The 24357-nt window shown below is 63.6% G+C and carries 24 protein-coding genes; 6 read left to right on the top strand and 18 right to left on the bottom strand.

The genetic code is table 11. The features are described from left to right. Positions 1–598 precede the first annotated feature (598 nt). Complete coding sequence (gene rny / locus AC3YUO_RS09955) at positions 599–2146, bottom strand: ribonuclease Y (RefSeq protein WP_489962883.1); 1548 nt, start codon at positions 2144–2146, stop codon at positions 599–601. A 430-nt stretch (positions 2147–2576) separates the two neighbouring features. Next, positions 2577–3059, bottom strand: a complete 483-nt coding sequence (locus tag AC3YUO_RS09950; RefSeq protein WP_489962882.1) for a deoxycytidylate deaminase — start codon at positions 3057–3059, stop codon at positions 2577–2579. Positions 3060–3312: 253 nt separating this feature from the next. Between AC3YUO_RS09950 and AC3YUO_RS09945 the strand changes: the two genes are divergently transcribed. The 6 genes from AC3YUO_RS09945 to mnmE all read left to right on the top strand — a co-directional run bounded on the left by AC3YUO_RS09945 (position 3313) and on the right by mnmE (position 9632). Continuing rightward, entirely contained in the window at positions 3313–3708 is a 396-nt protein-coding gene (locus AC3YUO_RS09945) for a hypothetical protein (protein ID WP_489962881.1), read from the top strand. Between the two features lie 115 nt (positions 3709–3823). Continuing rightward, a complete protein-coding gene (locus AC3YUO_RS09940; RefSeq protein ID WP_489962880.1) occupies positions 3824–4231 on the top strand; it encodes a hypothetical protein in 408 nt (135 codons plus the stop codon). 100 nt (positions 4232–4331) lie between these two features. Next, positions 4332–5564, top strand: coding sequence for a cation:proton antiporter (locus tag AC3YUO_RS09935; protein WP_489962879.1), 1233 nt, complete (start codon positions 4332–4334; stop codon positions 5562–5564). Beyond that, positions 5561–6175, top strand: coding sequence for a TetR/AcrR family transcriptional regulator (locus tag AC3YUO_RS09930; RefSeq protein WP_489962878.1), 615 nt, complete (start codon positions 5561–5563; stop codon positions 6173–6175). Before AC3YUO_RS09935 ends, AC3YUO_RS09930 begins: the two co-directional genes overlap by 4 nt. Positions 6176–6288: 113 nt before the next feature. Next, positions 6289–7677, top strand: coding sequence for an NAD(P)/FAD-dependent oxidoreductase (locus AC3YUO_RS09925; RefSeq protein WP_489962877.1), 1389 nt, complete (start codon positions 6289–6291; stop codon positions 7675–7677). A 575-nt stretch (positions 7678–8252) separates the two neighbouring features. After that, positions 8253–9632, top strand: coding sequence for a tRNA uridine-5-carboxymethylaminomethyl(34) synthesis GTPase MnmE (gene mnmE, locus AC3YUO_RS09920; RefSeq protein ID WP_489962876.1), 1380 nt, complete (start codon positions 8253–8255; stop codon positions 9630–9632). Between the two features lie 61 nt (positions 9633–9693). Here mnmE and AC3YUO_RS09915 read toward each other — a convergent pair whose 3' ends face one another. The 16 genes from AC3YUO_RS09915 to AC3YUO_RS09840 all read right to left on the bottom strand — a co-directional run bounded on the left by AC3YUO_RS09915 (position 9694) and on the right by AC3YUO_RS09840 (position 24178). Next, positions 9694–10305, bottom strand: coding sequence for a sugar O-acetyltransferase (locus tag AC3YUO_RS09915; RefSeq protein WP_489962875.1), 612 nt, complete (start codon positions 10303–10305; stop codon positions 9694–9696). Between the two features lie 69 nt (positions 10306–10374). After that, positions 10375–11379, bottom strand: a complete 1005-nt coding sequence (gene spoIID / locus AC3YUO_RS09910; protein WP_489962874.1) for a stage II sporulation protein D — start codon at positions 11377–11379, stop codon at positions 10375–10377. Positions 11380–11484: 105 nt separating this feature from the next. Beyond that, positions 11485–12432, bottom strand: a complete 948-nt coding sequence (locus AC3YUO_RS09905) for an L-lactate dehydrogenase (RefSeq protein WP_489962873.1) — start codon at positions 12430–12432, stop codon at positions 11485–11487. Between the two features lie 118 nt (positions 12433–12550). Further along, entirely contained in the window at positions 12551–12862 is a 312-nt protein-coding gene (locus AC3YUO_RS09900) for a YbjQ family protein (protein ID WP_489962872.1), read from the bottom strand. After that, positions 12843–13109, bottom strand: coding sequence for a hypothetical protein (locus AC3YUO_RS09895; protein WP_489962871.1), 267 nt, complete (start codon positions 13107–13109; stop codon positions 12843–12845). The genes AC3YUO_RS09900 and AC3YUO_RS09895 overlap by 20 nt, the downstream gene beginning before the upstream one ends. Next, positions 13090–13344, bottom strand: a complete 255-nt coding sequence (locus AC3YUO_RS09890) for a hypothetical protein (RefSeq protein ID WP_489962870.1) — start codon at positions 13342–13344, stop codon at positions 13090–13092. The genes AC3YUO_RS09895 and AC3YUO_RS09890 overlap by 20 nt, the downstream gene beginning before the upstream one ends. Beyond that, the gene (locus AC3YUO_RS09885) at positions 13328–13981 is read right to left on the bottom strand and encodes a MerR family transcriptional regulator (RefSeq protein WP_489962869.1); all 654 of its coding nucleotides are present in this window, start codon (positions 13979–13981) and stop codon (positions 13328–13330) included. The genes AC3YUO_RS09890 and AC3YUO_RS09885 overlap by 17 nt, the downstream gene beginning before the upstream one ends. Positions 13982–14041: 60 nt before the next feature. Further along, the gene (locus AC3YUO_RS09880) at positions 14042–14845 is read right to left on the bottom strand and encodes a YhfC family intramembrane metalloprotease (protein WP_489962868.1); all 804 of its coding nucleotides are present in this window, start codon (positions 14843–14845) and stop codon (positions 14042–14044) included. Between the two features lie 147 nt (positions 14846–14992). Then, entirely contained in the window at positions 14993–15331 is a 339-nt protein-coding gene (locus AC3YUO_RS09875; RefSeq protein WP_489962867.1) for a cyclic-di-AMP receptor, read from the bottom strand. 91 nt (positions 15332–15422) lie between these two features. Continuing rightward, positions 15423–16094 (bottom strand): tRNA (N6-threonylcarbamoyladenosine(37)-N6)-methyltransferase TrmO, encoded by a 672-nt coding sequence (gene tsaA / locus AC3YUO_RS09870; protein WP_489962926.1) that lies wholly within the window; start codon positions 16092–16094, stop codon positions 15423–15425. 176 nt (positions 16095–16270) lie between these two features. After that, a complete protein-coding gene (locus AC3YUO_RS09865) occupies positions 16271–18139 on the bottom strand; it encodes an S-layer homology domain-containing protein (protein ID WP_489962866.1) in 1869 nt (622 codons plus the stop codon). Positions 18140–18211: 72 nt separating this feature from the next. Further along, positions 18212–19402 (bottom strand): ABC transporter permease, encoded by a 1191-nt coding sequence (locus AC3YUO_RS09860; protein WP_489962865.1) that lies wholly within the window; start codon positions 19400–19402, stop codon positions 18212–18214. Beyond that, positions 19399–20133, bottom strand: coding sequence for an ABC transporter ATP-binding protein (locus tag AC3YUO_RS09855; protein WP_489962864.1), 735 nt, complete (start codon positions 20131–20133; stop codon positions 19399–19401). The genes AC3YUO_RS09860 and AC3YUO_RS09855 overlap by 4 nt, the downstream gene beginning before the upstream one ends. Positions 20134–20140: 7 nt before the next feature. Next, positions 20141–21871 carry an efflux RND transporter periplasmic adaptor subunit gene (locus AC3YUO_RS09850; protein ID WP_489962863.1) on the bottom strand — a complete coding sequence of 577 codons (1731 nt, stop codon included), beginning with the start codon at positions 21869–21871 and terminating at the stop codon, positions 20141–20143. Between the two features lie 194 nt (positions 21872–22065). After that, positions 22066–22764, bottom strand: coding sequence for a response regulator transcription factor (locus AC3YUO_RS09845; protein ID WP_489962862.1), 699 nt, complete (start codon positions 22762–22764; stop codon positions 22066–22068). After that, positions 22757–24178, bottom strand: a complete 1422-nt coding sequence (locus AC3YUO_RS09840) for a sensor histidine kinase (RefSeq protein WP_489962861.1) — start codon at positions 24176–24178, stop codon at positions 22757–22759. Before AC3YUO_RS09840 ends, AC3YUO_RS09845 begins: the two co-directional genes overlap by 8 nt. Positions 24179–24357: the final 179 nt, after the last annotated feature.

Below are 24357 nucleotides of genomic sequence, written 5' to 3'. Positions count from 1 at the left end.
CAACGGCTGCGCAGCGGGCGGCGCAAGGGACGGTATCCTGGCCTTTGCCCGCGCCGGATGGATACAACCTCGCCCCTTGGTGGCTCCCCCGTATAAAAAACGGGGGGTCCGGGGGAGGCGGCATAAAAACACGGAGTGTTTTTCGAGACGCCGTTCCCCGGCGGCGTTTTGCCTACTTTGCCGACGCGAGCAAAGTAGGTCGCCCAGCAGGGCGAAACCATCTCCATCCCCGCCCGAAGGCGAAATCCCCATAACCCTTTTGCAGACGGTTAAAGCGGGCGGATAATATCCGCCCCTACGGAAGCAGAATGCCAGATACGGCGGGCGGATGCTATCCGCCCCCACCCCAAAAAGGAAAACTGCCCGCAGCGGGCGGCCGCAGGCCGCCCCTACGCAAAAAAAGGAAAGCCCAAAGGCGAGGGAGAAGGTTCCTTTTGCCCAATCCTTTCCTTACGGGCGCAGAGGCGAAGCGCAGCTTCGCAGGAAGTTCTTTGCCAAGCTTTCTTTCAAGAAAGCGGGGGCCTCTACGGAGAAAAGATAAAAAAATCGGGACGCTGGGGGGCGTCCCGATTTTGTTTCGTCGTATTCGTTTGGAAAATTACTTGGCGTATTCGATGGCCTTGGTCTCCCGCAGCAGATGCACCTTGATCTGACCGGGATACTCCAGCTCGTCCTCGATCTTCTTGGCAATGTCCCGGGCCAGCAGGACCATCTGATCCTCACTGATGACCTCGGGCTTGACCATGATCCGCACCTCGCGGCCGGCCTGGATGGCGAAGGACTTCTCCACGCCCTCGAAGGAGGAGGTGATCTCCTCCAGCATCTCCAGCCGCTTGATATAATTCTCCAGGTTCTCCCGCCGGGCACCGGGCCGGGCGGCAGAGATGGCGTCGGCCGCCTGCACCAGGCAGGCCACAATGGTTCTGGGCTCCACGTCGTTGTGGTGGGCCTGGATGGCGTGAATGACGCCCTCGCTCTCCCGGTACTTCCGGGCCAGCTCCACGCCGATCTGGACGTGGGAGCCCTCCACCTCGTGGTCGATGGCCTTGCCCAGGTCGTGCAGCAGACCGGCACGCTTGGCCTCCGCCACATTGGCGCCAATCTCGGCGGCCAGCAGGCCGGCCACATGGGACACCTCGATGGAGTGGTTGAGCACGTTCTGTCCGTAGCTGGTGCGGTAGCGCATCCGGCCCAGCAGCTTCACAAGCTCCGGGTGCAGGCCGTGGACGTTGGTCTCGAAGATAGCGCGCTCGCCCTCGGACTTGATGACGGCGTCCACCTCGCGCTTGGCCTTCTCCACCATTTCCTCGATGCGGGCGGGGTGGATGCGGCCGTCCAGAATGAGCTTCTCCAGAGCCAGCCGGGCGATCTCCCGGCGGACGGGGTCAAAGCAGGAGACGGTAATGGCCTCGGGCGTGTCATCGATGATGAGATCCACGCCGGTCATGGTCTCCAGGGTCCGGATGTTCCGGCCCTCGCGGCCGATGATGCGGCCCTTCATTTCGTCGTTGGGCAGGGGCACCACGCTGACGGTGGCCTCCGCCACGTGGTCGGCGGCGCAGCGCTGGATGGCCAGAGAGATGATCTCCCGCGCCTTGGTGTCCGCCTCGTCCTTCAAGCGGGCCTCGATCTCCTTGATCTTCATGGCCGACTCGTGGGTGACGTCCTCCTCCAGCTGCTGCAGGAGGTAGTTCTTGGCCTCCTCGGCGGTGAAGCCGGAGATTCGCTCCAGCATCTCCAGCTGGCTCTTCTTCACCTGCTCGGCCTCGGCCTGGGTGGCCTCCAGCTTGTTCAGGCGGTTGGCCAGCTGCTCTTCCTTCTTCTCAATATTCTCGGTCTTGCGGTCCAGGTTCTCTTCTTTCTGCTGGAGACGGCGCTCCTGCTTCTGAAGATCGCTCCGGCGCTCTTTTTCTTCCTTTTCGTACTCGTTGCGGGCCTTCAGGATCTCCTCCTTGGCCTCCACCAGCGCCTCACGCTTCTTGCTCTCGGCGCTCTTGTAGGCCTCATTGACGATGCGCTTGGCCTCCTCCTCGGCGGAGCCGATCTGCTGCTCGGCAGACTGCTTGCGCCGCTGGATGCCCAGCGGGATACCCACCGCCACACCGACCACGATACCAATGATCGCTGCGATGACATAGGGTAGCATTTGGTTTTTTACACCTCCAAAATTCATTGAAAGGCTGCGGCGGACCGCCGCAGCGCCCATGCCTGGGGCACGGTTCGCCCCTCATGGGACTTGCACATAAAATGAGCCGCAAGGCACGCCCGGATTTTACCCTCCGGCGCCCTTGCGACAACTGAAAAACATCCCCCGGGTTTTTCATATTTGTCCTGTTCATTATTGTAAAGGCCGCTCGCTTTTCTGTCAAGATTTATTCACATTTCCCAAGGAAGATTTTCCAGCATTTTCCTCGTTTTTCCAGGTCTTTTCTCCCGCCCCTCTGTGCGTTCTGCCTATTGGATCCCGCCCTCTCTTCCGCTGGTTTCCCTGTGTTTTGGACCACTTTCGGACCAATAAAGGGCCCATAACAGCAAAAAACCGGGGCGGCTTTCGCCGCCCCGGCCGGTTTTTGTTCTTATTCCGTCTTGGGCAGGGAATCGTCCTCCCGGATCCAATCCTCCACATGCACCACGGCGTAATCCGTCTCCGTATTGCGGATAACCACCCGGTCAATGCCCGCGTTGATGATGAGCCGCCGGCACATGGAACAGGAGGTGGCGTCGTGGAGCAGCTCCCCGTTTTTGGCCTCCCGGCCCGCCAGATACAGGGTGGCGCCCAGGGTGTCCCGCCGGGCGGCGGAGATGATGGCGTTCATCTCGGCGTGGACGGACCGGCACAGCTCATACCGCTCGCCGGAGGGAATGTTCATGGCCTCCCGGGTGCAGTAGCCCAAATCCAGGCAGTTTTTCCGCCCTCTGGGCGCGCCGTTATAGCCGGTGGAGACAATCTCGTCATTCTTTACGATGATGGCTCCGTAGCACCGGCGCAGGCAGGTGGAGCGCTCCAGAACCGTCTCGGCAATATCCAGATAGTAGTTTTCCTTGTCAATGCGCTTCATTGCGCCGGCCTCCTCTCAGGTATAAGGTCGCCTTTCAGTATACCTTATTTCGCCTCCCGGCACAAGCGGTATTGTCAAAAAGTTACACTCTTTTCCCCGAAATGAAGGTCTGTTTCCCTGCATACCCGGTCGAATTTACACTTTGTTTACGAATGACTTCTTGACGATCCCCCCTGGACGCGCTATCATTATACTATCGTATTTGGCAGGCGAAAACGCCTGCCATCCTTTCTCTTTCTAAGGGGGCGCTCCTATGATCCGCAACGCCATCCAGCGCTTTATGTATGGCCGGTACGGCACTGATCCTCTCAACTTATTTCTCCTGGTGCTCTATGTTCTCGCCTATTTTCTGTTTGCTGTGACCCGGTTTGCACCCTTATACTGGGTCAGCCTGGTCTTGATTTTTATCTGCCTGTTTCGCCTGCTCTCCCGGAATATCCCCCGCCGCCGGGCGGAAAACGCCAAGTTTTTGCAGCTGACCACCCCCGCCGTGCGGTGGTTTCGTCTGCGGCGCACCATTCACCGGGATAAGGAACACCGCTATTTCAAGTGTCCCAACTGCGGCCAGCAGCTGCGGGTGCCCCGGGGCAAGGGCCGCATCACGGTGACCTGCCGGGGCTGCGGCGCTACCTTCCAGGAAAAAAGCTGAAGGTCCATATTTCCTCCCTCCCGCCGGAGGGGGGATTTTTTCTGCTTTGTGGGAACCTTTCCCTGTTTTTTTCGTCTTGCCTTTATAGAGCATTCCCTTTCTGGAGGCGATTGACGTGAACAAGCGGAGGATCGGTCTGACGGTGGCCGTCTGTATGCTGGTGACGGCCCTGGCAGCCGGCGCCGCCATTGCCCGGGTGGGCAGCCCGCTCACCGGACGGTTTTTGCTGGGGGACCAGGACACCCCCATCCTCATTGACTCCTCCGGCACCCCCATTATCCTCACAGACCGCACCGGCTCCGACCTGTTCGACGGGCTGTCCAACGGGGACCGGATTCTGGTCTTTCTCTCCCCGGTCGCCGAGACCTACCCGGCCCGGGCGGGCGCCTACTTCTGTCTGCGTCTGAGCAGCGGCGCCCCGGAGGATCTGCCTCAGCAGTCCCTGCAGACCCTGGCGGAGCTGGGGTGGCTCACCCTGCCCCTCCCCACCCAATCCAACGTATTCTCCCAAGCCGCCGCCTGAGGCGGCTGTTTTTTTGCCCGTTTCCCTTGTCTCCGGCCCCATTTCGTGCTATGATTCAAAAATAGACGATATCGTCTACTTTTGAAAGGAGCGCATGATCATGGTCGTTCAACCCCTCCAGCTGCTGCTGTCCATGGCGGTAGCCTGGTGCTTTGGAAAATTGGCCGGTGCCATCCGGCTGCCCCCCATCCTGGGGTGGCTGGTGGCCGGCATGGTGCTGGGTCCCCATCTGCTCAATGTATTCAGCCAGCCGCTGATGGACTCCCTCTGGTACACGACGCTGGAGCACATTCTGGAGTGTACGCTGGGTCTGATGATCGGCACGGAGCTGCTGTGGAACAAGCTCAAGCGGGCAGGCCGGCAGATTTTTGTCACCACAATCACCGAGTCACTGGGGACCTTTCTGGTGGTCAGCGCCGTCTTTGCCCTGGTCTTCTGGATGCAGGGAGAGCCCATCTACCTGGCCTTCCTGCTGGGAGGCATCTCCCTGGCCACTGCCCCCGCCCCCTCTCTGTCCATCGTCAGCCAGATGAAGACCGCGGGGCCGGTTACCAGCACCCTCATCCCCATGGCCGCTCTGGACGACCTGGTGGGCGCCCTGATTTTCTTCTGCGTGGTGGCCGCGGTCTCCGCCCACGTCTCCGCCCTGGCAGTGCCGGTGTGGCTCATTCTGGTGCTGGTGTTTCTGCCCATTCCCCTGGGCGGCGCCCTGGGCTATGTGACCGGCGGTATTCTCCGGCGTCTGCGCCGTCCGTGCGCCTCGGTGGCGGTGGTCTGGATCTCCATTCTGGTGACCTCCTGCGTGGGAATGGCCGCCAACCACCTGCTGGGTACGTCGGTGCTCAACTTCATGCTGCTGGGCATGGGCCTGTCCGCCGTGTTTGCCAACCGGATCGACCAGCCCGCTCTGGACGCCATCATGAAGCGGATGACCCCCGCCATCGGCCTTGCCATGATTGTGGTCATCCTCAATCTGGGCGCCCCGCTGGACTACCATCTGATTCTGGGTGCAGGCCTATACACCGCCCTCTACATCGTGGCCCGGGCGCTGGGGAAATACAGCGGCGCCTATGTGGGGGCGGCGGCCACCGGCTCCCCCCGGACGGTGCGCCGGTACCTGGGACTCACTCTGCTGCCCCACTCCGGGGTATCCCTGCTCTTTACCGGCATCGCCGTCTCCGTCCTCAGCGGACCGGATCCCCAGGGTGCCGCTCTGATCCAGGGCACCATCGCCGCGGCGGCGGTCATTAACGAAATCCTGGCCGTTCTCCTGGCCAAAAAGGGCTTTGAGTGGGCAGGGGAGCTGGGAAAACAGAAGGAGGCCTTTTCATGAAGCAGCAGGACCGCGTCGCCCGCAGCCGGGGTGAAATTCTCCAGGCCGCCCTCAACGAGTTCGGCTCCCGGGAGTATGCCGCTGTCACGGTGGATCAAATCTGCAGCCAATACCACATCTCCAAGGGGATGCTCTACCACTACTACGCCGGCAAGGACCCCCTGTTTCTGGCCTGTGTGGAGCAGGTCTTCCAGTCCCTGGCCCAGCTCTCCCTTCAGCTGGCCGACCAGTGCTCCTGCCCCGGCGCCCGCCTGTCCATCCGGTACTACTTCTCCGCCCGTGAGGCCTACTTTGCCAAGAATCCTCTGGAAAAGGGCGTCTTTGAGTCCGCCCTGCTCCATACCCCCGCCCACCTGGCCCAGGACATTCAGCGGCTGCGCGCCCCCCTGCTGCAGGCCAACCGCTGCTTCTTTGAAAAAATCCTGGCAGACGCGCCCCTGCGTCCCGGTCTGGACCGGGAGCAAACCCTGGTCTACCTGGAGGCGGTGGAGGAGAGCTTCTGGGCCATGCTGCGCCGCTGCTGCACGGCGGCTCCTCCCGGGGAAAGCCAGCCCGACCTGTGGCGGAGCCGTCTGCTGGATCTGATTTTATTTGGGGTATTTTCGGCCTGATTCCCTGCTTTTGCTCTTCCGTTTTCCCAAAACTATGTTATACTATATACTGTATTGGTATGGGCATTGCGCCCCTTTCCTGAATGATTACTGATGATGAGAGGAGTTCTCCCATGAATCCCACTTATGACGTTGCCATTCTGGGCTGCGGCGAGGCGGGCATCTTCGCCGCCTACGAGCTGACCCACCTGCGCCCCGACCTGAAGGTCCTGGCCCTGGACCAGGGGGCCGACATCTACCACCGCAGCTGCCCCATCGTGGCGGGCAAGGTGCGGGAGTGCATCCACTGTCCCGTCTGTCACACCATGTGCGGCTTCGGCGGCGCCGGGGCCTTCTCCGACGGCAAGTTCAACTTTACCACCGAGTTCGGCGGCTGGCTCACCGATTTCATGGAGCCCGGCCAGGTCATGGAGCTCATTGACTATGTGGACTCCATTAATGTGGCCCACGGAGCCACCACCCAGTGCTTCTCCACCACCACCCCCGAGGCCAAGGCTCTGGAGCGCCGGGCACTGGCCTACGACCTGCACCTCCTGCAGGCCCGGTGCAAGCACCTGGGCACCGAGAACAACCTGCGCATCCTCACCAACATCTACGAGGGACTGCAGGACAAGCTGGAGTTCCGCTTCAACACGGAGGTCACCCACATCGCCCAGGCCGACGGCGGCTACCGTCTGACCCTGGCCAAGGGGGGCGAGGTGTCCTGCAAGTGGCTCATTGCCGCCCCCGGCCGCTCCGGCGCCGAGTGGTTCGCCAACCAGTGCAAGGAGCTGGGTCTGGAGCTTCTCAACAACCAGGTGGACATCGGCGTGCGGGTGGAGCTGCCCGCCACCGTCTTTGAGCACATCACCGACGTGGTGTACGAGTCCAAGCTGGTCTACCGCACCAAGCAGTACGGCGACCAGGTGCGCACCTTCTGCATGAACCCCTACGGCCACGTGGTGGCGGAGAACGTGGAGGGCATCAACACGGTAAACGGCCACTCCTACGCCGACCCCGCCCTGCGCAGCGAGAACACCAACTTCGCCCTGCTGGTCTCCAACCGCTTCACCAAGCCCTTCAACGAGCCCTACCGCTACGGCAAGCACGTGGCCTCCCTCAGCAACATGCTGGCCGGCGGCGTGCTGGTCCAGCGCTTCGGCGACCTGGTGGGCGGCCGCCGCTCCAACGAGCACCGGATGAGCAAGTCCTTTGTCCGGCCCACCCTCACCGCCGCCATCCCCGGCGACCTGTCTCTGGCCCTGCCCAAGCGCCAGCTGGACAACATCATCGAGATGATCTACCAGCTGGACAAGATCGCCCCGGGCACCGCCAACTACGACACCCTGCTCTACGGCGCGGAGGTGAAGTTCTACTCCGCCCGCCTCCAGCTCACCCCGGAGCTGGAGACCGCCTTGCCCGGCTTCTTCGCCGCCGGCGACGGCGCCGGCGTCACCCGCGGCCTGGCCCAGGCCGGTGCTTCGGGTGTTCAGACTGCCCGCGCCATCTGCGCCCGACTGTAAGGCGCTCCCCCACCGTCAGGATTGTCCCGGACTGGGCCAGGCCGCCCTGCACACCGCCGGAGGCGGTGCCCCAAGGGCAGCCCAGCGAAGCGGGTGGCCTTGGGAAAGGAGCCGCGGCGGAATGAATGAGCCTTCGGCCACTGGCCGGAGGCGAAGGATATGCAGCCCGCGGCGACGCGCCCAGGCCGGAGCTTCCGGTGTTCAGACTGCCCGCGCCATCTGTGCCCGGCTGTAAGTAACCCACCCATTCCCGGTTTTGCAGGATACCCTGCGTCTCTCTTCCCGGCTTGTTCCGGGACCCCATTCATTTTTGGTAACCCCCTATGCAGAGCAGTGGATATGACCAAGTCCGTTATGCTCCACTCAGGTTTCCACTGTTCCCAAGGGTTGTCCACATTTTCCACACCCTTTTCCACATTGTGTTATGTTAACTATTCCCCTGCATATTCCGTTTCCCAGGTTTCCATAACCTTTGTCAAGGGGAAATATCTTACAAAAACGCGGCGGGGCGGATTTTGCAGGAACATCCGCTCCGCCTGCCCATTTTCTTCCGCTGTCAAGGAGGTTCTGCCGCCATGCCTACCCAGCCCGACACCATTGCCGCCATCTCCACGCCCCCCGGTCCCGGGGCCATCGGCATTCTCCGCCTGTCCGGTCCCCGGTCGCTGGAGATTGCCGCAAAAACCTTCCGTCCCTTGGGGCCCAAAGCTTTGACGGACCACGCGCCCCGCACGCTGGTCTACGGTGACCTGCTGGATGAGGGGGGCGAGCCCATTGACCGGTGCCTGTGTACCTTCAGCCGGGGACCCCAGAGCTACACCGGAGAGGACACGGCGGAATTTCAGTGCCACGGCTCCCCCATGGTGCTGTCCCTGGGTCTGGAGGCCCTGTTTGCCCTGGGGGCCCGCCAGGCCGGACCGGGGGAGTTCACCCGCCGTGCCTTTTTGAACGGCCAGCTGGACCTGGCCCAGGCGGAGGCAGTGGGCGACCTGCTGGAGGCCCGGGGCCGGGAGGGCGCCCGCCATGCGGCGGGCCAGCTGTCCGGTGCCCTGTCCCGGCGGATTGGGGACATTTACTCCGCCCTGGTGGACGTGATGGCCCACTTCCACGCGGTGCTAGACTACCCTGATGAGGACATCGACCCCTTCCGTCTGGAGGAGCTCTCCCACACCCTGGAGGAGCAGGAGGGGGCGCTGGACCACCTGCTGTCCACCTGCCGCCGGGGCCGCCAGGTCACCCGGGGCATCTCCTGCGCCCTGGTGGGACGGCCCAACGCGGGCAAGTCCTCCCTTCTCAACGCCCTGGCGGGCTACGACCGGGCCATTGTCACCGACATCCCCGGCACCACCCGGGACACCCTGGAGGTAAATGTGGAGCTGGGGGGCGTGCCGGTGCGCCTCATTGACACCGCCGGTCTGCGGGAGAGCGACGACCCCATTGAGCGGCTGGGCGTGGAGCGCAGCCGCAGCGCCATGGAGGAGGCGGAGCTCATCCTGGTGCTGTGGGACGGCTCGGCCCAGGTCACGGAGGAGGACGGAGACCTGCTCCAGGCGGCCCTGAAGCTGGCTCCCACCATCCTGGTGAACACCAAGAGCGACCTGCCCTCCGCCCCGATCCCCTTCCTGAACCTCAATCCCATGCCCCCGGTGGTGACCCTCAGCTCCAAGACCGGACAGGGGCTCTCTGAGCTGGAGGCGGCGGTGGCCGCCCAGTTCCCCAAGCCGGAGGACGTCCCCTACGGCCAGCTGCTCACCAACCAGCGCCAGGAGGAGGCCGCCCGCCGGGCCCGTCAGGCGGTGGCCCGGGCCCGGGAGGCCCTGGAGGCGGGAGTCACCCCCGACGCCCTGCTCACCGATGTGGAGGAGGCCCTGGCCGCTCTGGGCGAGCTCACCGGCCAGAATGTGCGGGAGGACATCGTCGCCCGCATCTTCTCCAAGTTCTGTGTGGGAAAATAAACGACAAAAACAGGCGGTCAGCCCTGGGCTGACCGCCTGTTTTTCATTTTCCCATCCCCGGTTACTCCACCAGCAGATCCAGCTTGGAGTCCTCCGGCCCAATCTTCCGAATGGGCTTGGCCGGAACCCCCGCCGCCAGCCAGCCCGCCGGAATATCCCGGGTCACCACGCTGCCCGCGCCGATTACCGCGCCCTTCCCGATGGTCACCCCGTCCAGCACCGACACATTGGCCGCCAGCCAGACGTCGTCCTCGATGTGGATTTCACTGGCAAACTCCGACATGGACACGTGCCCGTCCGGATAGCGCAGGCGAATCCGCTCGTCAGGCAGCAGGGGGTGGTTGGTGCACAGCAGACTGACGTTGGGGCCCACCATCACGTTATCTCCAATCCAGATCCTTCCATCATCCATGACCAACAGGTTGAAGTTGGCAAAAAAGTTCTCCCCGATAAAGGTGTGGCAGCCATAATTAAACTGGATGGGCCCCTGGAAATAATACTTCTGGCCAATGGCGCCGATGAACTCCCGCACCAGGGGCAGCCGCTGGGGATCGTACTCGTCCATGGTGTTGAACTGTCTGCACAGCTCGTGGGCCTTGTGTTTTTTGTCCCGCAGCTCCTGGGTCCTGGCATCAAACAGCTTCCCCGCAAAAATTTTTTCTTCTTCCCGCATCCTGTCTCACTCCCGATTCTCTTTGGTGGACCCATTGTACCACATTGACCCAGCGCCGGGAAAACTTTTTCACTCCCACAGGAACGCCACCTCGGTACCCGTATAGTACCAGGTGAGAATTTCCTCAAAGGTCTTGCCCTCCTTGGCCATGGCGTTGGCCCCGTACTGGCTCATCCCCACCCCGTGGCCGTAGCCGGTCACGTCAAAGGTGAAATTGCTCCCATCCCAGCTTACGGTAAAGGCCGCGGAACGCAGGGCAAACAGGCTCCGCACCTGGCTTCCGGTGAGGGTGACGCCCCCCAGCACCAGGGAGGACACGGTACCGCTCTCCCCATATGTCACGGTTCCGAACCACCCCGACGGGTCGCCGGACAGATCGGTCCCCGGATAGGCCGCCAGGGTGGTCTCCTTCACCTGGTCGGCGGTGAGGAGCACCTGGCTGTGGTAGTTGGGCACCTCGTCCCCCTCGGGGCTCTCCACGCTCTTTAAGTAGTCCACGCTGTTGCCCCAAACCTCCACCGCATCCACCGTTTTCCCCGGCGCGGAGGAGAAAAACAGGGCCTGGATGGGCTGCCCGCCGTAGAGGATGCCCAGGCCGTCGGTCTCGGCCACCGCCCGGTCGATCTTCTCCCCGTAGCTCTGGGCGTTGAGCCCCCACCGGGCCTCCGCCTGGCTGCGCTCCACATAGGCCTGGCAGCAGGTACTGTCGGCGCAGATGTCCGCGTCCGGATGCTTTTCTGCGGAGGTGCTCTGGAGCACGGCCGTGTAGGTCCGGGCGGCACAGGCCTGGGCCTTCAGCGCCTCCTCCTCAAAGGAGGCGGGCATCTCCGCTGCCACCACCCCCCACAGGTAGTCGGCCATGGTCATCTCCTGCACCGTGCCGTCCTCCAGCTGAAGGCGCACCACCTTCCCCTTGTCCCTGGCCCCGGTGGTCACTGCCACCCGGTCGATGGGCAGGGTGGCCTCCGGCTCCTCTTCCCCGCTCTGGTACAGCCCGTTTCCCCCCACCGTCACCACCGGCAGGAAAAACAGCACCGCCGTCAACGCCAGCGCCCAAGCCACCGTCCTTGCCATCCCGCCCGGACCGCCTGCCAAACGCCTTGTCCCTCTGCCCGCCATAAAAAAGCCGCCCCCCTTCCCTCCACTGTATGAGGAAAGGGGGGCGGCTATGTGTTCTTTTTACAGGCCCACAGAGGCAATGGCCTCCTGCATCTGCTTGGCGGAGGCGGCCAGAGCCTCCCGCTCCTGGGCAGACAGGGGGATCTCCAGCACCTCCTCCAGGCCGCCCTTGCCCACGATGGAGGGCACGCTCAGGCACAGCCCTTCCAGGCCGTACTGCCCCTCCAGCACCGCCGAAATGGGCAGCACTGCCTTCTCATCCCGGAGAATGCACTGGGCGATGCGGCCCACCGCCATGGCGATGCCGTAGTAAGTGGCGCCCTTCCGGCGGATGATCTCATAGGCGCTGTCCCGCACGCCCTGGTAGATCCGCTCCATCTCCTCATGGTCCAGCGGGTCGCCCCGCAGGTGGCAGAACTGGTCCAGGTCCACGCCGGACACGTTGGCTCCGCTCCACACGGCCAGCTCACTGTCGCCGTGTTCACCCACAATGAAGGCGTGGACGTTGCGGCTGTCCACCCCCAGCTTCTCCCCCAAAATCTGCTTGAGGCGGGCGGTGTCCAGCACCGTGCCCGAGCCGATGACCCGGTTCTTGGGGTAGCCCGACAGCTTCCAGGCGGCGTAGGTAAGCACGTCCACGGGGTTGGACACCACCAGCAGAATGCCCCCGAAGTCACGGGCGGTGATCTCCCCGATGACCCCCTTGAGAATGGCAATGTTCTTGCCGATGAGGTCCAGGCGGGTCTCTCCCGGCTTCTGGTTGGCTCCGGCGGTGATGACGATGAGGGCGCAGTCGGCAATGTCATCGTAGCCGCCGGCGGTGATCTCCATGGCCTCGGCGTAGGGCAGGCCGTCGCTCAGGTCCATGGCCTCCCCCTCCGCCTTCTCCCGGTTTACATCCACCAGCACCAGCTGGGAGAACAGCCCCTGCTGCAAAAACCGGAAGGCGATGGACGCCCCTACAAAGCCGCAGCCGATGATGGCCGCCTTTCTGGGATTTACTTTCATCTGCTTGCTCCTTTCCCGGCCGGACGCTTCCCGCCGGCCCCGTGGACTTAGTGTTTCAGTTTCCAGTGTGTTTTATCCGCAAACAAGCCCCCGTCCAACGGGCGGGGGCTCAGCTTGCTCAGCGGTATTTTACGGCTGTGCCGTAGGCAATGACCTCCGCCGCCCCCTGCATCACTGAGGACGATCCATAGCGCACATTGACGACGGCATCGGCCCCCAGGGCCTCCGCCTCGTCCACCATGCGCTTGACGGCAATCTGGCGGGCCTCGTTGAGCATCTCGGTGTAGCTCGTAATCTCGCCGCCCACCAGGGTTTTCATCCCGGCCATGAAGTCCTTTCCAAAGTTCTTGGACTGGACCACGGTCCCCTTGACCATACCCAGGGCCTCAATCTCCTTGCCGGGAATGTACTCAATATTTACCAGCAGCATCTAACTCTCCTCCTTCAATCTCCTGAAATCTTGCTCGCAGCACCAGCACAGCGGGAATCAGCAGTGCCAGAGATCCCGCCGCCAGCACCCAAAACAACGTTTTGCACCAGCCGGGCAGCCCGGGAATGGTACCCAGGGCCCAGAATCCTACCGCGCAGCACCCCTGCAGCAGAGCAAACAGGACGATGCCCCGCACCGCGTCCCGCTTCCGGGCCGCCTTCTTTTCCTCAATACTTCCGGGCTTCATCTTCCTCCCCCTTCTGCACCTCGTGCCAGCGCTGAACCAAAGCGACAATGACGCCCACCGCCACCGCCAGACACAGCAGGGCGCACAGGATAATGACTCCGGCCTCAAAGCCGCCGCCTCCGCTGCCGAAGTAGTCCCCCAGCATGGCTCCGGCGGAGAGCACCATCAGCAGCACCAGGACAATCACCGTGATGACCGCCCCCGTCAGGCCGTGGTTTTTAGTAGTTTTTCGCATCGTCCGCCTCTCCTTTCTGAATTTCCTTCACCCGCTGCCAGAGGGCGGCCAGCACCCCCAGGATGACCACCCCGGGCAGTGCCACCAGCACCACAATGAGAGGCAGGGGCGGGGCCTCCTCCGCGTCAATGGCGAAGGCCCACAGCATCAGTGCGATAAGGCCCCCCATGAGCAGCACAGTGAGCAGCGTCACCACTGCCGGGGCCACATACCGAATCCGCCGGGTGTCTCCCTCCTGGCGGTTGAGGAAGGTGGTGCCCGCCTTTTCCATGGCCTCCATCTCCTCCAGCAGCTCCCGGGCGTCCAGGCTCTCCAGGGTGCCGTCCTGGTCCTTCAGCCGGCGGCACAGCTCCATGGACTGCTCCAGATTGCGCTGCTCCCGCTCCAGGGTCACCAGGTGGCGGCGCATACAGTCCCCCAGGGTAATCCCCCCGGACTGCATCTTCCGGATTTCCTCCAGAGGGACGCCCAGCTTGCGCAGAAGCTTAATCTGCCGCAGGACGACCAGCTCCCCCTCCCCGTAGTCCCGGTAGCCGTTCTCCGTGCTCCGGCGGGGATGGAGCAGCCCCTGCTCCTCGTAAAACCGGATGTTCTTTTTGGTGATGCCCACCTGGGCCTCCACCTCGTTGATGCGCATGGGCACCACCTCCTTTCTCTTCTCTCTGACGGTATCATATACCTTCCAGTTGGGGGAAGGTCAAGCATTTTCCATCGGTTCTCCCCGATAAACCCGCCAGGCCAGCAGCGCCATCGCCGCCGCGGCCAGGGCCGCAACGACCTCGGTCACCACAATGGGGCAGCTGGCGCCGGTCACCACCGCCGCCATGTCCACCAGGGCATGGAGGGCGATGGCCGCAGGGAACCAATACCACTGTCCCCGCCGGGTGACGGCGGCGTACACCAGCACCGACAGGGCGATGTGCAGCACCACCGCTGTCAGCCGCTCAAAGCCGCTCCACAGGTAGACCCCCGCCGGTGCGGTGGTCAGCGCAGCCAGAGCCGCCTGGGTGCTCTCGGGAAGAGGGCCGGTCAGCTGTTCCACCGCCTCCAGTCCGCCACGGTTTATGGCCAGGGACAAGACAATATTGTTAACCATGGTCACCCCGGTGAGCAGCACGGCCTCAATCCCTCCGTGGCCCGCCCCGTACATCAGGGCGTCCCCCGGCCCCCGGCTCCATGTCCGTGCCGCCCAGAGGGCTACGTACCGCCCGCACTCCTCAAATATACCGGCCGCCAGTCCGCCGTACAGGGCGTACAGCCAGAGGTTTCCCGCCAGCACTCCACCCAGGGAGTTGCCCAGCACTGCCCGGTTGACGCTCCCCTCCAGCACCAGGGCAAACAGAGGAAAGATCACCGCGCCCAGCAGGAAAAACCGCCACCGGCCTCCCGTGCGCCTCCGGAACCACAGCCCCAGCCCCAGGGGCAGCACCACCGCAAACAGGGCTGTCAGAATCATAACGGCGATGGCACTCTGGCTCACCGCCCAGCGGATCTCATTCATCTCCGCTTCACTCCTTTCGCCCCAAGGCTACACCTTCCAGCGGGGAGAAAGTCAAGGCCCTGGCCGCTGTTTTTTGCCTTCCACCTGGTGGAAGGTCTCTTTTTTTACAAAAAACGCCCCGGCCGCTGACTTCGGCCGGGGCTTCTCTCACAGTTTCCGGAATTGCTCCACGTCCAGCACAAACACCGTGGCGCCGCCCACCTCCACCTTGATGGAGGTGCAGCCCATGCTCCAGCCGGGCACGCCGCCGGTGGTATAGGGAGGTGCGACCACCTCCATCTGGCTGCGCTTGGCGCAGTTCTCCCGCAGGATGTCCATGACAGCCTCCACCTTGTCATCCTCGGTGCCAATCATCAGCGTGGTATTTCCGTCCCGGAGAAAGCCGCCGGTACTGGACAGCTTGGTGACGCCGATGTGCTCCTTGTTCAGGGCGATGATGGCCTCGTTGGCATCCTTGTCCCGAATGACTGCGAAAATAAGCTTCATGCAAATCCCTCCTGTCCCGGTCCGGGCCCCGCCCGCCGGGTTTGATTGTTCCTAATTATAGCATACTTTTTCGCTCTGCCAAGTTAAATTTCTATGAATGTTCCACCGCCACTACGGTCAGCCGGCTCCCCTCTACCCGGAATTTGATGTCCAGCCCTCCGAAGCCCATGCCGTAGATCCGGGCTTCATCCTCCTGGTAGGCGGGGCGGGGGTCCTGGGCCAGCACGCCAGTGATGGCCGCCCGCTTCTCCGGCGGAATCCGCTCCAGCAGCTCCGGGGGAATGTCCACCGTCAGGGTGGCCTCCTTGGGGGTGCTGGCAAAGCCCCCCAGGGCCTGGGGCTTGCTGTCGGCGTAGGGCACGTAGGGCTTGATGTCAAAGATGGGGGTGCCGTCCAGCAAATCCGCCCCCCGTACCTTCAGAATGGGGCCCAGCTCACTGTGGAGCTCCACCCCCGCCAGGCGCACACAGCTCAGGCCGATGGGGTTGGGCCGGAAGGGCGACCGGGTAGCAAACACCCCCATACGCACGTTGCCCCCCAGCCGGGGCGGGCGCACGGTGGGGGACCACTCCGCCCGCCGGGCCTGGGAGAACTCCCAGATGAGCCACAGATGGGAAAAGCCCTCGATCCCCCGCAGGGCGTCGGGATTGCGGAACTCCGGCTCAAAGACCACCGTGGCCTCCAGCTCGTCCACCAGCCCGCTCTGCCGGGGAATGCCGAATTTCTGGGTAAAATCGCTGTGCAGGCGGGCAATCACCTGCATGGGTACTGTCTCGCTCACAGTCCCCCTCCTTTCCAAGAAAAAAACACCCTGAAACCGACGGTTTCAGGGCGTTTCTGCCGCATTTTCTTACCCTTTGCTCCAGATAGAAGGACGCGCCGGGCACATTCGGTTTCTGAGGCAAGCATACCATTCCCGCCGGGAAAGGTCAAGCCATCTCAGCTCTTGGGGGTGGCCACAATGATGCGGATGCGCCCGCCTGCGGAGCAGCCCAGGTTGTCGTACCAGCCCTGGAGGGTATAGTGTTCCACGTCAATCTCCGACAGGGTGGTGGCGTAGTAGCCGTCGCTGCCCGTGCCCCGGAGGATGACCTGCGCATCCTCGGCCAGGCGGTAGGTCTGGTTGTCCGCCGTGGCAGACAGGTCGCCGAGGCCGGTCAGCCGCACGGAGGTGAGCTGGCGCAGGCTGGTCACCTCTCCATCCTCCTGCCGGAGAACGGCCCCGCCCACGGAGACGCTGTAAATCTTGTTGCCGGTGAAGGTGCGGCTCTCTCCGTTCTGGTAGTAGGTGTAGGTACCGGAGATGGAGAAGTCGGCGGAGCTGGTCTCCTCATCGGTGATATAGACGTAGTCCAGGGTATCACCCGTGACCTCGTCCAGGATGAGGCGGTCAATGTCCCCGTTTTCATCCAGGGTGTAGTAGGCCACGTCGCTCTCAGAGAGCCGCTCCCCCGCCAGGCGGCTGGGGTAGATGCGGGCATAGCCTCCCGCGTCATCCGTGTCCAGAATCTGCACATCGGTGGCAAAGTCATAGCCCGCAAAGGAGGTTCCATCCTGGCTGACGGAGCCGGACAGGTGCTTGGAGCTTAGGGACTGGATGGAGGTCCCCGTGCCGCCCAGGGTGACGCTCACCAGGCGGCCGGCGGAGTAGGTGGTGGTACCGCTGGTGTAGAAGGTGCGGGCGGTGCCGTCGGTGCAGGCCACCTGGGTCTCCACCTGGAGGGAGGCCGAGCTGCTGGTGGCGGAGGTGGATCCCGTCTTTTCACTGGAGAGAACCAGGCCGTAGTAGGTGGTCTCCGTCTCATTGGCGTCCAGGACGTCCACCACCTCGCCGTTCATGCCCAGCAGCAGGGTGACCAGGTCGCCGGGGGCGAAGCTGCCCTGGCTGGAGCACTTGTAGACGGCGGTGGCGGTCCCCAGCTGGTAGGTGCCTCCCGCCACGGTGACCGAGGTGGGGGCGGCGGAGCTGGGCGAGACAGCGGTGAGGGTACCACTCACCCGGTCGCTGTATACCCAGACGGTATTCAGGTTGGCGTTATAGTAATAGACGTCGTAGGGCTGGACCTCGGACAGGCTGGCCGTCCCTCCGTTGCGGTAAATGGTGGCTCCGTCAGCGGAGAATGGCAGGGTGAGGGTGCCGGACTCCGCCACATAGGGGCCCTTTGTGTCGGCGGAGACCAGGGCGCTGTAATCCAGCTCCCCGTTTGTGACGGTGTAGCCCAGGGTGGTGGCGTAGACCGCGCCGGTGCTGGTCTCAGCGAGCATCAGGTTATAAAAGAGCATGACGCAGTCCTGCCGGGTGAGAGTCTGGCCCTGGGCCACATCCAGGTCGTCCAGCAGCCCCACCGACGCGGCCTTGGTCAGTTGGGCGGAGGGGTAGGCGCCCACCAGGTCAGAGGACTGATAGCCCAGCAGCTTCAAGAGGGCGGTACACCCCTCCTCCAGGGTGATGGAATTGTCCGGGCGGAAGGTCCCGTCCACAAAGCCGATCATCCACTCCTGCTCCACCGCCAGGCGGATATACTGGCTGGCCCAGTGGCTGCTTTTCACGTCCTTGAAGAGGGACACACCGGTGCCGGTGCCCACCGTGTCCTTGTAGGCGGAGGCCGCCGTCATCATGGTGACAAACTCCGCCCGAGTGACGGAGGAGGTCAAATTCAGGTTTCCGTTTTCGTCCCCGGCGAGAATGCCCAGGGCCCGGACGGTCTCCAGGGCTGTGCTCTCGCTTACCGCCCCCGCGGGGACTGTCCCCAGAGACAGCAGCAGGCACACCAGCAGCGCCAGGGCCGCGATGGAACGCTTTTTCATGGCCAAAACTCCCTTTCCATTGGTTTTCGTCCGGCGGACCCGGCGGCGTTCTGCCGCCGGGGCGCCGGTGAGTTAATCATAGTGCAGCGCGTCGATGGGGTTGAGGCGGGCGGCCTTCTTGGCGGGCAGATAGCCAAAGAGGATGCCGATGCCCACGGAGATGCCGAAGGCCAACGCCACCGCTCCCAGGGTTGGAGCCACGGTGATGCTCTCCTCCGAAATCCGGGCAATGACCGTGGTGGCCACCGCAGACAGTCCGTCCCCCAGAAGGATGCCGATAATCCCGCCCAGGGCGCTGGTGGCCGCGGCCTCGATGACAAATTGCTGCATAATATACCGCTCCTTGGCCCCCAGGGACTTGCGGATGCCGATCTCCCGGGTGCGCTCGGTGACGGACACCAGCATGATGTTCATAATGCCGATGCCGCCCACCACCAGAGAGATGGCGGCGATGCCCGCCAGCACGCCCACCAGGATGTTGATCATGCTGGTCATGGTGTCCAGCATCTCCGCCATGCTGGTGACGGTGTAGTAGCTGTCGCTTTCAAAGACCTCGTAGAGGGCGGCCTCCAGGGCGGCCACGCTCTCGTTCACATAGTCCTCATTGCGCATGGTAATGGTGTAGGAGCTGGCCTCGCCGGAGATGCGCTCGGCGGTGGTGTAGGGGAGGTACAGGCAGTCATCGCTGCCCCCCTCCTCCAGGGTGTCCCCCTGCTGGGCCAGCACCCCCACCACGGTCAGGCTCTGGCCGCCCACCCGGAGGGTCTCTCCCACGGCGTTCCCGCCGAAGTAGGCCTGGTTCAGGTAGGCGCCGATGACGCACACCTTGGACCGGGTGGCCATGTCGCTGTACTGAAGGCCCCGGCCCGAGGATACCTCCAGTCCGGCGATGGCAAAGTAGTCCTCGCTCACCCCCTGGGAGGTGGTGCTGTCCACCGTCTCAGAGCCAATCTTCACATAGCCCATCATGGGCACCGTGGGGGAGCACAGGTCCAGATACTGGCTGTTCTCCTCCACCAGCTCATACATGTCGTCCGCGTCCAGGGACCGGGTGGAGCCTCGGGACATCACCGTCACCGTCAGGGTGTTGGTGCCCAGGTCGGAGAAGCTGTCGGTGACGTACTGCTCCAGGCCGTTGCCCAGACCCACAATGACAATGACCGCCGCCACGCCGATGATGATGCCCAGCATGGTGAGCAGGGTACGCACCTTGCTGGAAACAATGTTTTTCAGGGCCAGCGCCAGGGATTCCGTCAGCTTCATAGGCTCCTCCCTCCCGCCGCCCGGGGTGTGACCACCGCCTCCGGCGCGTCGGAGGGGCCGTCGTAGACCACCTGGCCGTCCTCCAGCCGGATGATCCGCTGGGCCTGGACGGCGATGGAGTTGTCGTGGGTGATGAGCACCACGGTGTGGCCCTGGCGGTGGAGGTCCTGGAGCATCCCCAGCACCTCCCGGCCGGTGCGGGAGTCCAGGGCGCCGGTGGGCTCGTCAGCCAGAATGACCGCCGGGTGGCCCACCAGGGCCCGGGCGATGGACACCCGCTGCTGCTGGCCGCCGGAGAGCTCCATGGGCTTGTGGCGCCACTTGTCCCCCAGCCCCACCTCCTCCAGGGCGGCCCGGGCCCGCTCCCGGCGCTCCCGCTTGGACACCCCCGCATACATCAGGGGGACCTCCACGTTTTCCACCAGGTTCAGCTTGGGCAAGAGGTTATACTGTTGGAAAATAAAGCCCAGCAGCTGGTTTCGTACCTCCGCCAGCTGGTTTTTGTTCATCTGGCCCACGTCCTGCCCTTTTAGAAGATAGGTGCCCTGGGTGGGCACATCCAGGCAGCCGATGATGTTCATGCAGGTGGATTTTCCCGACCCGGAGGAGCCCACAATGGCCACAAACTCCCCCTTGTAGATCTGAAAAGAGATGTGGTCGGCGGCCACCACCGTGCTCTCCCCCATCTGGTAGTACTTGCACACCTGCTGAAATTCAATGAGAGGATTCATGGCTGTCTCACCGTCCTCCCGGGCCGCCGCCCGAGGGCATGCCGCCTCCGCCGCCGGAGGGCATCTGGCCGCCCATCATACCGCTGGGCATCTCCCCCATCATTCCCATGGCCATGCCGTTTTCGGCGGAGCTGGCCGCAATGTAGACCACGGTGTCCCCCTCCTGCAGGCCGGAGGTAATTTCAATGTAATCGTCACCGCTGACGCCGATGGTGACCTCCACGGAGTAGTAGTCGGTCCCCTCCTCGCTGTCCGCCTCCACCAGGGTGCCGTCCACCGCGCTGGGGGAGTCGGCAGTAACCAGCACGGTGTTGCCCCGCTGGAGGGCCGCCGAGGGGATGGCCAGCACGTCGGTGGCGCTGTCCAGCTGGATGACCGCATCCACGCTCATGCCGGGGAGCAGGCCGTCGGTCTCATCAATGCGGATGGTCACGGGGTAGGTGGTGGCGCTGCCGGACGAGGTGCCCGCCACGCTCACCTTGGTGACCACTCCCTCATAGGTCCGGTCCTCCACCGCGTCGGCGGTGACGGTGACCGTCTGGCCCACGGCGATGCTGGAGATGTCCAGCTCATCCACGCTGAGGGTCATGGTGAGGTAGGACAGGTCGTAGATGCTGCACAGCACCTGGTTGGCCTCGGAGGTCTCTCCGGCCTTATAGTACTTATCCACCACTGTGCCGGAGATGGGGGAGGTGATGGTGTAGTCCTCCAGGCGGTCATACTGGTTTTCCAGGGAGAGCTCCGCGTTGCGCAGGGACTCGGAGGCGTTCTGGACGGAATCCTCCAGGTCGTCGCTCTCCAGCACCACCAGCACCTGGTTCTCGGACACCCGGTCCCCCTCGGACACCCGGACGGCGGTCACGGTGCCGGAGGTCTCCGCCGTCACCGCCTCCTCCGCCTTGTAGGCAAAGGTGCCGCTGTCTGTGCTGGTCACCGAGCCCACGGCGGCGCTGGCGCTCTGGGCGGTGGACAGGGCACCGGGGTTTGTGACGTCGATGGTCACCGCGCGGACCATGATGTTGCCGGTGAGCACCGTGTCGATGCCGCTGATTTTGGAGATGGTGCCGCTGAGGGTCTCAAAGGTGGAGTCCAGGGTCACCGTGGCGCTCTGGCCCACGTAGAAGGAGGCGGCGTCGTCCGAGGGGAAGTTCACCGTCAGGCTCATGGTGCCGGAATCCCGGATGGAGGCCACCTGCTGTCCGGCGGACACCTCATCCCCCACCTCCACGTCCAGGGAGTAGACCGTCCCGGCGGCGGGGGCGGTGAGGTTCAGCTTCTCCAGGTTCTCCAGCTGATTGTTGTAATTGCGCTGGGCCTGCTGGAGGGAGATTTCCGCCTGCTCCAGGGAGGCGTCGCTGTCCGAGGAGTCAATGGTGTAGAGCACAGTGCCCTCCTCCACCTGGTCCCCCTCCTCAAAGGTATCGGTGAGGATGGTGCCCTCCACCAGAGTGGTCACCGAGTAGGAGTTGGCCGCCTCCAGGGTGCCGCTTCCGGTGATGGAGGAGGTGATGTCCATGCGGGTGACCTGGGCGGTGGTGTAGGAGGTCTCCAGGGCTGCCGCCGTCTGCTCGCCGCCCAGCAAATACATGCCTCCGCCGGCCAGCACGGCCACCACTACCACAGCGGCGATGAGCCGCCGCCATTTCCGCCCCCTGTTCCCCGGCTTTTTCGCAAAAAGTCCCGGCAGAGGGCGTTTTTCCTCCCCGGCGTCTGTCTTCCTTCGGATGTCCAGCTTCATATCCACATGCTTCCTTTCCCACGGACCTTGGTACCGCCATTTCCCGGTCATTGTACCAGCCAATTCTGAACGGTCCGGGGCCCATTTCGAAACAGTTTCGAAACAGATCCAAAACATTTTCCGCCGTCTGTCCGAGGTTTGCCCATCCGATCCAAAAACGCGCGGGGCAGCACCCCGCGCGTTTGGTTTTTTTGCTAGTTTATGCCTCCGTTGAGCCGGTAGCCCCGGCCCCACACCGTCTCAATAATCCTGGGGTTGGCCGGGTCGTCCTCAATCTTGTCCCGGATGCGCCCCACGTGGACGGTGACGGTGGCGCTGTCCCCCAGATAGTCATAGCCCCAGATGGCCTCAAAGAGCTGCTCCTTGGAAAAGACAATGTTGGGGTTCTCCGCCAGATACTTCAAAAGGGCAAACTCCCGGTTGGGCATCTTTACCTCCCGGTCCCCCTTGAACACTCGCCAGCTCTGGGGCAGGATGCGCACATCTCCCACGGTGATGGCCCCGTCGTCCTCCCCCCGGCCGCCGGTGAGCCGCTGGTAGCGGCTGAGGTGGGCCTTCACCCGGGCCACCAGCTCCGCCGGGTCAAAGGGCTTGGCCACATAGTCGTCCGCCCCAATGCCCAGACCCCGGATCTTGTCCACCGACTCCGACCGGGCGGTGACCATGAGAATGGGCACGTCCACCCGGTCCCGGATGCGGCGGCACACGTCCAGGCCGTCGCACCCCGGCAGCATGAGATCCAGCAATATGAGGTCGTACTCCCCGGTGAGGGCCAGCTCGGCCGCCTGGTTTCCGTCGTCCACCACCTTTGTCTCATAGCCGGAGAGCTCCAGGTAGTCCCGCTCCAGCATGGCGATCTCCTTGTCGTCCTCCACAATCAGCAGCTTACTCATGTTCTTCTTCCTCCTCACAGGGCAGGGCAAGCTCGATGACCAGGCCCCCGTCGTTGTTCGCCCGGACCGTGCCCCCGTGGGCCTGCACGATGTACTGCACAATATAGAGCCCCAGGCCGCTGCCCTCGCCCCCCTTGCTGCTCCGGGCGCTGTCCCCCCGCCAGAACTGCTCAAAGAGGTGGGGCAGCTGCTCCGGGGGCACCCCCCGGCCGTTGTCCGCAAAGCGCAGGCACTCCCGGTTCCCCTGCCGCCATACGGTGAGGGTGAGCACCAGCGGGCCTGCCCCGGCGTAGCGCAGGGCGTTTTCCTTCAGATTGGTGAGCACCCGGTACATCTGCTCCCGGTCCATGCGCACCGGGTGGGCGGCGGGGGCTCCCCGCAGCACCACCTTTCCCCCGCTCTCCGCCAGCTCCTCCTGGGTCTCCCGGGCAAACTGGGTCACAAACTCCCCCAGGTCGGTGGGGGTGAGCATCAGGGGCAGATTGCCCGTCTCCATGCGGGAAAAGTAGAAAAGCCGCTGGAGCAGCCGCTCCATGTCGCAGGCCTTGCGGTAGGCCACATCCAGATACTGTTCCCGCTTCTCCGGGGTGTTGGCCACCCCGTCCCGCATTCCCTTGATGTAGCCCTTCACCGAGGTGAGGGGGGTACGCAGGTCGTGGGAGATGCCGGCCACCAGATCGGTGCGGGCCTTCTCATAGCTGGCGCTCTTCTCCCGCTCCTGGCGCAGGTGCTCCTGCATGTGGTCGAAGGCGGCGCAGACGGCGGAAAACTCGTCCTGGCCCCCGTAGCCCACCGGGGTGGACAGGTCCCCCTCCTCCACCCGCCGGGCCGCCTGGGTCAGGGCGTTCACCGGGCGCATGATCCGCCGGATCTGGGTGCGGGCCAGCAGCAGGCTCAGCAGCACAATCATCCCGATGGCCACAAGGCCGCTGATGAACAGGGAGAGAATGACCGCCTCCGTCTGGGGTCTGGGACGCCCCAGCACCTCGGGCATCACCGGCTGGGGCATGGCAATGAGGGTCACGCCTCCGCACCGGCGGCCCACCATCACCAGTCCCTGGTCCTGGAGGACCAGCGTGCCCTCCTCCGGCCAGGCGGCCCGGCCGGAGAGACGGCGGTAGGCCTCCTCCTGGGCCTGGTCCAGGGAGGAGTAGAGGGGCCGCCCGTCCCGCTCCACCAGCAGCTGATAGCCCTGCCGGTCCAGCTGCTGGTCCAGCGCCCGCCAGTCCCGGTTCGTATCCGGCCACTGGCTCAGAATCTCCTGGGCCTGGGCGGAGCGGTCATCTGCCGGGGGCACCGCCCGCTCCTGGTAGAACCGGGACACCCCCTGGACCACAAGGCTGCTCACGGTCAGCAGCAGCACCAGCGACAACACCAGAGAGATCGTATAAAAAAGAAATATGCGCCGTCTCATCCCCATCACCTTCTCTTCAGTGTAAATGATACTTGTAAACGGTCCGGTATGCAAATATAAATTTTTTCGAAATTTTCGTCCCAATTCCGCCCGCTTTCCCCGCAAAAGAGGGTTGAAACCCCCTGCGCCTTCGCTTAAAATAGGGGAAGAACAAGGATGAAGGAGTGGGGCCCCCGGGC

It is taken from the genome of Pseudoflavonifractor sp. HNCC25GI2, assembly GCF_058136395.1.
Note: the sequence above shows the minus strand (reverse complement) of the source record. Positions and strands in the feature narration are given on the sequence as shown.

Bases quoted from the DNA above. Each gene is read 5' to 3' on its own strand.
- AC3YUO_RS09875 (WP_489962867.1), bottom strand. From the start codon at position 15,331: ATGAAGCTTATTTTCGCAGTCATTCGGGACAAGGATGCCAACGAGGCC.
- AC3YUO_RS09895 (WP_489962871.1), bottom strand. From the start codon at position 13,109: ATGAAGCCCGGAAGTATTGAGGAAAAGAAGGCGGCCCGGAAGCGGGAC.
- AC3YUO_RS09915 (WP_489962875.1), bottom strand. From the start codon at position 10,305: ATGCGGGAAGAAGAAAAAATTTTTGCGGGGAAGCTGTTTGATGCCAGG.
- AC3YUO_RS09885 (WP_489962869.1), bottom strand. From the start codon at position 13,981: ATGCGCATCAACGAGGTGGAGGCCCAGGTGGGCATCACCAAAAAGAAC.
- AC3YUO_RS09925 (WP_489962877.1), top strand. From the start codon at position 6,289: ATGAATCCCACTTATGACGTTGCCATTCTGGGCTGCGGCGAGGCGGGC.
- AC3YUO_RS09900 (WP_489962872.1), bottom strand. From the start codon at position 12,862: ATGCTGCTGGTAAATATTGAGTACATTCCCGGCAAGGAGATTGAGGCC.
- AC3YUO_RS09845 (WP_489962862.1), bottom strand. From the start codon at position 22,764: ATGAGTAAGCTGCTGATTGTGGAGGACGACAAGGAGATCGCCATGCTG.
- rny (WP_489962883.1), bottom strand. From the start codon at position 2,146: ATGCTACCCTATGTCATCGCAGCGATCATTGGTATCGTGGTCGGTGTG.
- AC3YUO_RS09905 (WP_489962873.1), bottom strand. From the start codon at position 12,432: ATGAAAGTAAATCCCAGAAAGGCGGCCATCATCGGCTGCGGCTTTGTA.
- AC3YUO_RS09860 (WP_489962865.1), bottom strand. From the start codon at position 19,402: ATGAAGCTGACGGAATCCCTGGCGCTGGCCCTGAAAAACATTGTTTCC.
- AC3YUO_RS09935 (WP_489962879.1), top strand. From the start codon at position 4,332: ATGGTCGTTCAACCCCTCCAGCTGCTGCTGTCCATGGCGGTAGCCTGG.
- AC3YUO_RS09855 (WP_489962864.1), bottom strand. From the start codon at position 20,133: ATGAATCCTCTCATTGAATTTCAGCAGGTGTGCAAGTACTACCAGATG.
- AC3YUO_RS09950 (WP_489962882.1), bottom strand. From the start codon at position 3,059: ATGAAGCGCATTGACAAGGAAAACTACTATCTGGATATTGCCGAGACG.
- AC3YUO_RS09850 (WP_489962863.1), bottom strand. From the start codon at position 21,871: ATGAAGCTGGACATCCGAAGGAAGACAGACGCCGGGGAGGAAAAACGC.
- AC3YUO_RS09840 (WP_489962861.1), bottom strand. From the start codon at position 24,178: ATGAGACGGCGCATATTTCTTTTTTATACGATCTCTCTGGTGTTGTCG.
- tsaA (WP_489962926.1), bottom strand. From the start codon at position 16,094: ATGCAGGTGATTGCCCGCCTGCACAGCGATTTTACCCAGAAATTCGGC.
- AC3YUO_RS09890 (WP_489962870.1), bottom strand. From the start codon at position 13,344: ATGCGAAAAACTACTAAAAACCACGGCCTGACGGGGGCGGTCATCACG.
- AC3YUO_RS09880 (WP_489962868.1), bottom strand. From the start codon at position 14,845: ATGAATGAGATCCGCTGGGCGGTGAGCCAGAGTGCCATCGCCGTTATG.
- AC3YUO_RS09930 (WP_489962878.1), top strand. From the start codon at position 5,561: ATGAAGCAGCAGGACCGCGTCGCCCGCAGCCGGGGTGAAATTCTCCAG.
- AC3YUO_RS09865 (WP_489962866.1), bottom strand. From the start codon at position 18,139: ATGAAAAAGCGTTCCATCGCGGCCCTGGCGCTGCTGGTGTGCCTGCTG.
- spoIID (WP_489962874.1), bottom strand. From the start codon at position 11,379: ATGGCAAGGACGGTGGCTTGGGCGCTGGCGTTGACGGCGGTGCTGTTT.
- mnmE (WP_489962876.1), top strand. From the start codon at position 8,253: ATGCCTACCCAGCCCGACACCATTGCCGCCATCTCCACGCCCCCCGGT.
- AC3YUO_RS09945 (WP_489962881.1), top strand. From the start codon at position 3,313: ATGATCCGCAACGCCATCCAGCGCTTTATGTATGGCCGGTACGGCACT.